Annotated in this window: 9 protein-coding genes and 1 other annotated feature; all 9 genes read right to left on the minus strand. The window is 40.8% G+C overall.

Features of this window, described 5'->3' with window-relative positions:
- Position 1: 1 nt before the first annotated feature.
- Positions 2 to 631 (minus strand): serine O-acetyltransferase EpsC, encoded by a 630-nt coding sequence (epsC, locus tag HPC67_RS14085; protein ID WP_217589052.1) that lies wholly within the window; start codon positions 629 to 631, stop codon positions 2 to 4.
- A gap of 117 nt (positions 632 to 748) precedes the next feature.
- Positions 749 to 966: a binding site (T-box leader), on the minus strand.
- Between the two features lie 61 nt (positions 967 to 1027).
- A complete protein-coding gene (gene gltX / locus HPC67_RS14090) occupies positions 1028 to 2500 on the minus strand; it encodes a glutamate--tRNA ligase (protein ID WP_217589021.1) in 1473 nt (490 codons plus the stop codon).
- A gap of 270 nt (positions 2501 to 2770) precedes the next feature.
- Positions 2771 to 3868, minus strand: coding sequence for a PIN/TRAM domain-containing protein (locus tag HPC67_RS14095; RefSeq protein WP_217589023.1), 1098 nt, complete (start codon positions 3866 to 3868; stop codon positions 2771 to 2773).
- Positions 3869 to 4051: 183 nt separating this feature from the next.
- Complete coding sequence (gene radA / locus HPC67_RS14100; protein WP_217589030.1) at positions 4052 to 5425, minus strand: DNA repair protein RadA; 1374 nt, start codon at positions 5423 to 5425, stop codon at positions 4052 to 4054.
- A 264-nt stretch (positions 5426 to 5689) separates the two neighbouring features.
- On the minus strand, positions 5690 to 8122 hold the full coding sequence (clpC, locus tag HPC67_RS14105) for an ATP-dependent protease ATP-binding subunit ClpC (RefSeq protein ID WP_217589039.1): 2433 nt from the start codon (positions 8120 to 8122) through the stop codon (positions 5690 to 5692).
- A 17-nt stretch (positions 8123 to 8139) separates the two neighbouring features.
- Positions 8140 to 9204, minus strand: coding sequence for a protein-arginine kinase McsB (gene mcsB / locus HPC67_RS14110; protein WP_217589041.1), 1065 nt, complete (start codon positions 9202 to 9204; stop codon positions 8140 to 8142).
- Complete coding sequence (gene mcsA, locus HPC67_RS14115; protein ID WP_217589043.1) at positions 9201 to 9755, minus strand: protein-arginine kinase activator protein McsA; 555 nt, start codon at positions 9753 to 9755, stop codon at positions 9201 to 9203. Before mcsA ends, mcsB begins: the two co-directional genes overlap by 4 nt.
- Before the next feature lie 11 nt (positions 9756 to 9766).
- Entirely contained in the window at positions 9767 to 10234 is a 468-nt protein-coding gene (locus HPC67_RS14120) for a CtsR family transcriptional regulator (protein ID WP_217589050.1), read from the minus strand.
- Positions 10235 to 10445: 211 nt separating this feature from the next.
- The gene (locus HPC67_RS14125; RefSeq protein ID WP_343327850.1) at positions 10446 to 11135 is read right to left on the minus strand and encodes an MgtC/SapB family protein; all 690 of its coding nucleotides are present in this window, start codon (positions 11133 to 11135) and stop codon (positions 10446 to 10448) included.
- Between the last annotated feature and the right edge of the window lie 361 nt (positions 11136 to 11496).

Raw genomic sequence — 11496 nt, forward strand, 5'->3', positions numbered from 1 at the left:
ATCATTCACCTTCCTTTATTTGTTCGAGTTGTGCCTTTAACATGTTGAGCTCTCTTTGCAGGCGATCACACCGATCATCTACTGGATCGGGCATATTTTGATGATCCAACGGCTGTGTTATCTTTTTCCCGTCCTGTTTAACGACTTTCCCAGGAATTCCAACCACAGTTGCGCCATCAGGTACATCCTTTAATACGACTGAGCCTGCTCCAACCTTAGCCCGCTCACCGACCGTAATTGACCCTAAAACCTTGGCACCTGCTGCAATTAGCACGTGATCGTTGATCGTTGGATGCCGCTTTCCTTGTTCCTTTCCTGTTCCACCGAGGGTCACACCTTGATACACAGTAACATTATCGCCAATTTCACACGTTTCACCAATTACAATTCCCATTCCATGATCGATAAAAAACTTGCGACCAATTGTTGCACCTGGGTGAATTTCTATTCCCGTAAAAAATCGGTTAATTTGCGAAATTGCCCGGGCAATAAAGAACAGTTTCCATTTGTAAAATGCATGAGCAATTCGGTGAGACCATACAGCGTGAAGACCGGCATATGTTAAAACAACTTCAATAACTGAACGCGCTGACGGGTCTTGCTCAAAAATAACATCAATATCTTCCTTCATTCTTTTAAAAAACCTCACCTGTAAACCCTCCTTATATCAAGCATAATCAAGTGATGTTTTGGCTTTAGCAGGCTATATAGTCTTATTACACGAAAAAACGCCCCTGTGCACGATAGACACAGAGACGTTTTTAATACGCGGTTCCACTCTGTTTGGAGATTGAATCTCCCAACTTTGACTCTTATAACGACAGAGATGCCGCCGTCATATACTAAAGGTTCCATGACGGACTCAAAGGGGCATTTCGAAAATGGTGCTTAATGTCACTCACAGCCTCAGGTGACACTCTCTGCATAAGCAAGTCATTTTCTACTTTTCCTTATCGACGTTCTTTATTGTATGATTACTATATGATATGTTTGTAGTTTTGTGAAGCGCGAACACTTGAGATATTAATTATTTGTTTTCAAGCTGCTTTAAAATTGCGTCGAGACGTGCTAAAACAACGTCTTTTCCGAGTAGCTCAATTGCTAAAGGCAGCTCTGGCCCATGAACGTCACCAGTAACAGCGACCCTGATTGGCATAAATAATTTTTTACCGCGATGTTTCGTTTCTTTTTGTGTTGCTTTAATTTCACCTTTAATTGTATCTTTATCAAACTGATCAAGATGAATTAACTTATCCGCAAAGACTTGTAGTACTTCAACAACTTGTTCTCCGCTAAGGACCTCCATCGCAGCCTCATCATATGTCACAGCTTCTTTGAAAAACAGCTCTGTTAGTTCAACAATTTCCGCACCATAGCTCAATTGCTCCTGATACAATCCGATTAAGCGCTCAGCCCAAGCCCTAGTGGCAGCATCCATGTCTTGAGGCAATTTGCCAGCTTCTTGCAAGTACGGCAAGGCCAATTCAATAACTTTATTCGCATCAGCCGCTTTAATGTACTGGTTATTCATCCACTTTAGTTTCTTCGCATCAAAAACAGCTGCTGACGTCGATAAGCGTTCTGGATCAAAAATATCAACCAACGTGTCTTGCGCAAATATCTCTTCTTCACCTACAGGGGACCAGCCAAGTAATGTGATGAAGTTAAACAATGCTTCTGGTAAATAGCCTAGATTTTTATACTGTTCGATAAACTGGAGAATGTGCTCATCACGCTTACTTAGCTTTTTACGATCTTCGTTTAAAATTAATGTCATATGACCAAATGTAGGTGCGGTCCAATCAAATGCATCATACACCATCATTTGCTTCGGCGTATTAGAAATATGCTCCTCTCCACGAAGCACATGGCTAATTCCCATCAAATGATCATCAATCGCTACAGCAAAGTTATAAGTCGGTGCACCATTTTTCTTAACGATGACCCAATCACCAAAATCGCTTGATTCGAAGGTGATTTGACCTCTAACGATATCATTAAACGTGTATGTGACACCTTCTGGCACACGGAGTCGGATACTTGGTTGACGCCCTTCTGCCTCAAACTTTGCAATATCTTCTGCACAAAGGTTACGATGTGCGCCAGAATATTTCGGTACTTGTCCAGCCGCACGCTGTGCTTCACGCTCCTGCTCCAGCTCATCTTCAGTCATATAACACTTGTAAGCTAGGCCACGCTCAAGTAAGTCATCAACATACTTTTGGTAGATATCAAGGCGTTCCATTTGACGGTATGGACCATAGTCTCCGCCGATATCGGCACCCTCATCCCATTCAATTCCGAGCCATTTAAGAAATTTAAGTTGGCTTTCTTCCCCACCAACGACGTTTCTCTTTTCATCTGTATCCTCGATACGAATAACCATTTTCCCATTAAAGTGCTTTGCATATAAATAATTAAATAGTGCTGTACGCGCGTTACCAATATGTAAATGACCCGTAGGACTTGGCGCATACCTTACGCGAACTTCGTTTGTCATAGTTGTTCCCCTTTCAAAAATGAATCATCTCTCTGAAGAGAATTGATTGAATCTCTCTTACAGAATCAAGTTGTTTACGAACGGTAGCCGTTACTACTTATATTAGAGTGGCTTACCACTTGTGATGATTAAAATAAATTTATGATACCACACTTAAGGCATACACATTTTAATAAAATAAAAGCGACTGACCTGTGCCTTCTCACGTACAAAAAGTGATAACCAATTGTTATCACTTTTTATACATGATACATGTCTGTTATACCTTTTTTAAAGTGCCTTTTCAAGTAATTTAGGCTTTGCAAAAATCATTCGTCCAGCAGATGTCTGCAATACACTCGTAATGAGTACCTCAATCTTCTTACCTATATACTCACGGCCTTCTTCTACAACAATCATTGTACCATCATCAAGGTAAGCAACGCCCTGATTATGCTCCTTACCGTCCTTAATCACTTGTACAGCGAGCTCCTCACCTGGAAGAACGACCGGTTTAACGGCATTTGCCAAATCATTAATATTAAGAACCGGAACACCTTGTAGGTCTGAAACCTTATTTAAATTAAAATCATTTGTAACAACGACGCCATTAATGACCTTTGCGAGTTTAATGAGTTTGCTATCCACTTCACTAATTTCTTCAAAATCACCTTCATAAATTTCCACTTTTACCGGAAGTTCTTTTTGAATGCGATTAAGGACGTCAAGCCCACGCCGGCCTCGATTCCGTTTTAACACATCCGACGAATCAGCAATGTGCTGCAATTCACCAAGTACGAACTGAGGAATGACGAGCGTTCCTTCGAGAAAGTTTGTTTGGCATATGTCGGCGATACGTCCATCAATAATGACACTTGTGTCAAGAATTTTTGGCATTGGTATTGTGTTCTCATTACCTTCTTCTGGAATGCTCTTCTTCTTGTCACGTTCTTTACGCCCCAAGTTCAACAAACTCACAAACTCTTCTCTTCGGCGAAATCCAACTTGAAAGCCTAAATAGCCGAGTACGATCGTTAAGAACAGCGGTAAGACCTTTGATACGAACGGAATTTGAATATCAACCAGTGGAATTGTGACCAAAAAGGCGACCACAAGTCCAACAATCAATCCTAAACTCCCAAAAAACAAGTCGCCAGCAGGCAGTTTGATCAGTCCATCCTCAATCCATCGGAGAAAGCCAACAACATAATCTGCCAACCAATAAGAAATTAAAAACAAAATAATGGCGCCCAAGACAGAACTTAAATAAGGGGATGAAACCCACTTGGCATCAGTGAAATCTAAAAAGCCGATAATTTTAGGCATATACAAGTAACCAAGCGTTCCTCCCGTAATGACAAAAAATAAATGTACAATTTTTTTCAGCACCATTGTCACCTCCTATCAATTATTATTGCCTAATTAAAATAAAAATAACCTATTATACTGTATAATTTCGCTCAACATTAAACAAAGCATAGCACAACTCAAATTATCCGTCAATCGAGTAACCGTTGATCATATCATATTGTTTCAACTAATGTCAATACAAATTGTGTCATTTATCGACAATTATCGTGCAAGACCCGTTTCCATCGCCTCCTGAACGGTATTAACCCCAATAACAGTTATGTTTTTTGGCGGTGTCCAGCCATCCAAGTTACGCTTCGAGCAAATAATTCGTTTGAAACCGAGTTTAGTTGCTTCTTGGACACGCTGTTCAATGCGAGAGACGCGCCTGATTTCTCCTGTTAAGCCAACTTCACCGATAAAGATATCTTCGGGATTTGTAGGCTGATCTCTAAAGCTAGATGCAATGCTAATCGCAACAGCTAAATCTATAGCCGGCTCATCGAGCTTTACGCCACCAGCGACTTTAATATACGCATCTTGATTTTGTAGCATAAGTCCGACACGTTTTTCTAAAACAGCCATTAAAAGGGGGACACGATTATGATCAATGCCTGTTGCCATTCGACGCGGGTTACCAAAGCTCGACGGTGATACGAGCGCTTGAATCTCCACGAGCACTGGTCGAGTTCCCTCCATCGAAGCAACAACGGTTGACCCTGCTGCACCTTGTGAGCGTTCCTCTAAAAAGATTTCTGATGGGTTTAACACTTCACGCAAACCCATTTCTTTCATTTCAAAAATACCCATTTCATGTGTACTACCAAAACGGTTTTTAACACTACGCAGGATTCGATATGTGTGGTGACGTTCTCCTTCGAAATAAAGCACCGCATCAACCATATGCTCCAGCATGCGCGGACCTGCAATTGCACCTTCTTTTGTCACATGACCAACAATAAAAATTGGGATGCCATTTGTTTTGGCTATTTTCATTAATTCCCCTGTTGACTCGCGCACCTGGGACACACTTCCTGGTGCACTTGTTACTTCTTCACGATATATCGTTTGAATCGAATCAATGACAACCAACGCTGGCTTAACCGCTTCGATGTGCTTAGCGATGTTGAACAAGTTTGTTTCTGCCAAAACATAAAGTGCATCTGATTTAATTCCAAGACGGTCAGCCCTTAGCTTTGTTTGGCGCGTTGATTCTTCACCAGATATATACAATACAGACAATTGCTTGTCGGCAAGCTGTGATGAGATTTGCAAAAGTAGTGTTGATTTACCAATACCTGGATCTCCACCAATTAGGACGAGCGAGCCAGGAACAATTCCTCCACCGAGTACACGATTGAATTCCTTCATATGTGTCGTTATACGCGGTTCTTTTTGCGATTCAATCTGGGTAATTTTCTCGGGCTGACTAACGACCTGATTGGAAACACCGAGGTTATGGCGGCTTTTTAAACCCGTCGCTTCCATTTCTTCTACGAGTGTATTCCAGTTATGGCAACCCGGGCATTTCCCCATCCATTTGGCTGACTCATATCCGCAATCTTGACAAACGTATTTTGTTTTTCTTTTAGCCAATGAATTCCCCACCTTTATTATACCTTGAATTATTTACGAATGACATAACACAAAGGTTACATTAACTTATCATTTAATTGTATTTTATACATTTATGCCACACATTTATTGAACAGGCAGGCAATTAGCATGGATGTTTCATGATATGAAATGAGATAGAGGCGTTTAAATGATGGAATGATGAAAACCTCCCCCCTCTAAAGGAGAAGGTTTTCACTTAATGTCATCTTAATGCATTTAATTCGTCTTTGTCAGGCGCACGCCTTACTTAGGTAAGACAATGAACGCCCCTTTATTGTTCAGACCTATTTTAACGACCTGGCCTTTTTGGATGCTGCCCTTTAGCAGCTCTTCTGACAGTAAATCTTCTACGTTTTTCTGAATGGAGCGACGTAGTGGACGTGCACCATACTCAGGCTCAAAGCCTTGTTCAGCTATTTTTTCAAGCGCTTTATCAGTTAGAGTGAATTCAATATCCTGGCCTTTTAGACGCTTTTGTAACTGCTGAACCATAAGTGATACAATCTTTGTCATATGCTTTTTCTCTAATGAGTGGAACACGATTGTTTCATCAATTCGGTTTAGAAATTCCGGACGAAATGCTTTCTTTAATTCATTCGTTACTTTATCCTTCATATCTTTATATTCTTGACCGTCTTCTTCGAGATTGAAGCCAACATATTTATTCCGCTTCAATTCATCAGCACCCACATTGGAGGTCATTATTAAAACGGTATTTCGAAAATCAACAACGCGTCCTTTTGAATCTGTTAGACGCCCATCTTCAAGCACTTGTAACAAAATATTAAACACTTCTGGGTGTGCTTTTTCAATTTCATCAAGCAAGACGACTGAATATGGATTTGTACGTACTTTCTCGGTCAGCTGTCCACCTTCTTCATATCCAACGTATCCTGGTGGTGAACCGACGAGGCGTGATGTCGCATGTTTTTCCATGTACTCTGACATATCAATCCGAATCATCGCATCCTCATCCTCGAACATCGCCTCAGCTAGTGCACGTGCCAATTCAGTCTTACCGACACCAGTTGGTCCGAGGAAAATAAATGATCCGATTGGGCGTTTTGGATCCTTTAACCCTGCTCGCGCTCGTCGTATCGCCTTCGATACCGCGTTCACGGCTTCTTCTTGGCCGATCACTCGATCATGTAAAATATTCTCCATGTTCAAGAGACGGTCACTTTCGTCCTTTGTCAATTTAACAACTGGGACACCCGTCCAAGTAGAAACGACCTTTGCAATGTCTTCTAAAGTAACTTTTGTATCCGTCTTGCCCCGTGTTTCTTTCCATTCATTTTTCGTCTTATCTAATTCTTCACGGATGCGTTGTTCAGAATCTCGCAACGATGCGGCTGTTTCAAATTCTTGACTCTGAACAGCTGCGTCTTTTTCCTTCCGTACGTCTTCTAGCTTCTGTTCAAGCTCTTTTAAGTTAGGTGGTACGGTGTACGAGCGTAATCTTACTTTTGAGCCGGCTTCGTCGATTAAATCGATCGCTTTGTCTGGAAGAAAACGATCATTAATATACCGATCGGATAATTGAGCTGCGCCTTCAATCGCTTCATCCGTTATCGTCACTCTATGATGCGCTTCATAACGATCACGCAGTCCTTTTAAAATTTGAATCGTCTCTTCAAGGGTTGGCTCATTCACTTGAACAGGCTGGAAGCGACGTTCGAGAGCAGCATCCTTTTCGATATATTTTCTATATTCATCTAAGGTCGTTGCACCGATGCATTGTAATTCGCCCCGCGCCAATGATGGCTTAAGGATGTTGGACGCATCGATCGCACCCTCTGCTCCACCTGCTCCAATCAATGTATGCAGCTCATCAATGAACAAAATAATGTTCCCTGCCTGGCGAATTTCTTCCATTACTTTTTTAAGGCGATCTTCAAACTCACCGCGATATTTCGTACCAGCAACAACCGTTCCCATATCAAGGGTCATGACACGTTTATTTCGAAGTGTTTCAGGGATCTCATTATTGACAATTTGCTGGGCAAGACCTTCTGCGACAGCAGTTTTACCAACACCTGGTTCCCCAATAAGAACCGGATTGTTCTTCGTACGGCGGCTGAGAACTTCAATGACACGTTCAATTTCTTTGCTCCGTCCGATAACTGGATCAACATCGCCTTCTTTAGCACTTTCCGTCAAATCACGAGCTAACGAATCAAGGGTCGGTGTGCTAGCATTACTCGTGCCTTGCCCACGTCCTTGTCGCCCCGCTGTTGATTCATTGCTACCTAATAATTGAAGAACTTGCTGTCTTGCTTTGTTCAGACTGACACCAAGATTGTTCAACACTCTTGCAGCAACACCTTCACCTTCTCGAATGAGACCAAGTAAAATATGCTCAGTTCCTACGTATGAATGCCCAAGCTTACGTGCTTCATCTTGAGACAGCTCTACAACCTTCTTCGCTCTTGGTGTGTAATGAATCGTTTGCATCGGCTGTTTACCTTTACCAATAAGCTTTTCGACTTCTTCCTGGATTTTCTCAACCTCAAGCCCAATAGATTGCAATGCTTTTGCGGCAATGCCATCTCCTTCACGCACAAGGCCAAGTAAAATATGTTCTGTCCCAATATTGCTATGTCCTAATCGGACTGCTTCTTCTTGAGATAAAGCAAGCACCTTTTGCGCACGCTCTGTAAAACGGCCAAACATCATATCTCTATTCCTCCTATCTACTTATCTAATTGAATACGCTCGCGAATTAAAGTTGCGCGAAAGACGTCGCGCTCATTTGCCGTTAAAGATTTCTTTGCATATTGTTGCAAAAATCCTGGCTGTATTAAAATCATAAGTTCGTTTAGAATATGCTGCTGAACATGTTTGATGATGTCCAAGTCTATGCCGAGTCGAACGTCAGAGATACAACGAGCGGCTTCTTTGGATTCGATAATTCGACTATGCTCAAGAACGCCATATGCACGGTATATTCGATCCTCTAACCGTGTTCCCGATTGTTCAAGCAATCGTTCTCGTGCGCGGCGTTCATGTTCAATCAGCTGGTGAACCACGCTTTCCAGATCTGCTACAATATCTTCTTCCGTCTTTCCGAGTGTAATTTGATTGGATATTTGAAAGACATTACCAAGTGCCTCACTACCTTCACCATAAATACCTCTTACGACAAGTCCGAGCTGGTTAATGGCTGGAATCATCCGGTTAATTTGTTGTGTGAGTACGAGTGCTGGCAAATGCATCATCACCGACGCCCGCATGCCTGTTCCTACATTTGTCGGACAGCTCGTTAAATATCCCCGGGTAGCATCGAACGCATAATCTACATTTTCTTCAAGCCAATCGTCAAGCTCAAATGCCTTTTCTAAGGCCTGATTAAGCTGAAACCCTGGAAAATAAAGCTGAATGCGAATATGATCTTCTTCATTAATCATAATTGATACTTGCTCATTTTTAGAAATAAGCACGGCAGAAGCTTGATCTTTTTCGATTAAATGTGGGCTGACTAAGTGCTTTTCGACGAGAACCCGTTTCTCAACTCCTGACAACTCTCCGATTGATAAGAAATTAAAATCCTCATAATCCTGAAACGATACATGTTCATACCGTTCACGCATAAAGTCATAAATACGTAACTCGTCTTCTTCGTTCGCTACGATCGGAAATGGAACCTGAACAAAATTTCGCGCCAATCGAATACGACTACTTAATACAATATCGCTATCAGGGCCTTCTTTTCTCATCCACGGGCTAATCGCTTCATTCATAAATTGCTGTAATGTCACGCATCATCACCTGCTTCCTGATCACGTATCCCTTGTTCAACTTGTTTGATCTTATCCCTAAGGACGGCGGCTTCTTCAAATGCCTCTTGTTCAATAAGCGCTTTAAGCTCAGCTTTATATGAAGCCAACTGTTTCTTCATATGTAAGTGACCACCACGTCGCTTAGGTATTTTCCCATGATGCTTCGTATTTCCGCTATGTACCCGACGTAATATAGGGTCTAAACGGCTTGAAAATGTCTCATAGCATTGGGCACAACCAAATTTACCAGATCGCTTGAACTGTGAAAATGTCAAACCACACTTATCACATTGGAGATCTCGACTTGACTGAAGATGATTCGACCCTTGTCCTTGTGACTCGATTGGCACAGAATCAAAATTGAACAAGCCCGTTAATAAATGATGCAGTGAATACCCTTCATCTGGGGAGCTTACATAACCTTTTTCTTTTGCACATACCTCACATACATGATGTTCCCGTTTTTGACCGTTTATAACGTGCTTTAAATGTAGCGTTGCTGGTCGTTTTTGACATTCTTGACACTTCATATTTGCCCTCCTTACCTATTTGCGTATTTTAAAGCGGTAAGCATTGCGGTTAAGATACGTGCTCTCATTTCATCACGAGCAGGCAATTGAAAAGCGAGGGTGTTTCGATCGATCACACTAGCTGCCATTTTTGCTTCACGTTCGGTGAGAATCTCTTCTTCAAGAAGTCGTTCTAAAACATCAATGGCTGCTTGCTGAGTAATTGCAGGATTAATCATGTCAATGATTTCATCAATCAACTCTACTTTATCTTGATATGTGATACGGATGATCCGAATGTATCCTCCACCACCACGCTTACTCTCCACTATATAACCCTTTTCCACAGTAAAGCGTGTATTAATCACATAATTGATTTGTGATGGCACACATTGAAATTGATCAGCGATTTCACTGCGTTTAATTTCAATAACGCCTTTTTCTTTTGTTTCAAGTACTTTTTTTAAGTACCGCTCGATCACATCAGTTATATTACTCATCAAGCTTCCCCCTTCAAATCCTTTGAGCGAAACATTGTTATAGGTTGTTTTGACTTTGACTAACTTTGACTATGATAATATTATACGACAAAATGAGGCTGATGCAAACTGATTACATCCCCATTTTAGACATCCATTCAAAAAACAAACCTCATTATCGAATAATTTCTATCAGGACTTGAAAAAACCGATATATATTAAATATGAATGGTTAGCCTCTTTCAGTCACTGTATGAATGTGCGGAATCTCTGATATATCATGTAACAACCCGACTATATCTAATTGGGCATCACGCTCGTATTTTATAAAAATTTGTCTCATGTTATTCGACTCATTTATAATCTCAAGCTGTTTAATGGATAAATCGTGGCTTTCAACAACTGTAATAAGTTGATGGACTTGTAAATCGATAGCCGCATGAATCTCTATTCGCTTCGATCTTTTTCCTTTAATAAACAGTTTTTCAAAGTTGTTTAAAAAAGCAAGGCTTAATAAAATGAGAAACGTCGTAAAAATTGCTGTGCTATACATACCGATGCCTACAACTAACCCAAGGCCTGCCACCGCCCATATTGAGGCTGCAGTCGTTAACCCGCGAATCGTTCCCCCATATACAATAATTGTTCCAGCCCCTAAAAAACCGATGCCACTTATGACATAAGACGGAATCCTAGCCGGATCAAATCTAACATTATCATACCTATCAATGAGCGCTTCAAAACCATAAAGTGATAATAACATCATTAAACAAGATCCAATTCCAACTAATATGTGTGTACGAAAGCCTGCTGAATGATTTTTTAATTCCCGTTCAAAACCAATTAATCCTGATAAAATTAGAGCAACAAATATTCGTAATGCAATAACAGAAAAATGGTCGTCAAGCAATTGTTCAAGCACTTCACTTCCCCCCTAGCGCCCATTTGATGCTACGTTATCAAAGCAGCAGCATTAGTAGTATATGTATGAATCAATGAGTATATTTCTTGTTCCATTTAAATAAAGGTTTAAAAGGATGAACACATTTCCATACGCTCTTACAAATTGTAACGCTAACAAAATATAATAACAAATCTTTCAATACGTTAATGTTCATCCACTTTATAAATACAACTTGGTGAATCATCTTTATAAATTGGCGTTGCTTTTAAATAGGTTAATATATAACCACTTTAAATAGGGCCATAAAAAAACATCTAGAACACAATTATATCGTGTTCTAGATGTTTAATTGCCTGGCGGCGTCCTACTCTTGCAGGGG

It is taken from the genome of Lentibacillus saliphilus (genome assembly GCF_019093865.1).
In the GTDB taxonomy this organism is placed as follows: domain Bacteria; phylum Bacillota; class Bacilli; order Bacillales; family Amphibacillaceae; genus Lentibacillus_B; species Lentibacillus_B saliphilus.

Coding starts and splice junctions, on each gene's coding strand:
- epsC (WP_217589052.1), bottom strand. CDS start 631: ATGAAGGAAGATATTGATGTTATTTTTGAGCAAGACCCGTCAGCGCGT.
- gltX (WP_217589021.1), bottom strand. CDS start 2,500: ATGACAAACGAAGTTCGCGTAAGGTATGCGCCAAGTCCTACGGGTCAT.
- clpC (WP_217589039.1), bottom strand. CDS start 8,122: ATGATGTTTGGCCGTTTTACAGAGCGTGCGCAAAAGGTGCTTGCTTTA.
- mcsA (WP_217589043.1), bottom strand. CDS start 9,755: ATGAAGTGTCAAGAATGTCAAAAACGACCAGCAACGCTACATTTAAAG.
- HPC67_RS14120 (WP_217589050.1), bottom strand. CDS start 10,234: ATGAGTAATATAACTGATGTGATCGAGCGGTACTTAAAAAAAGTACTT.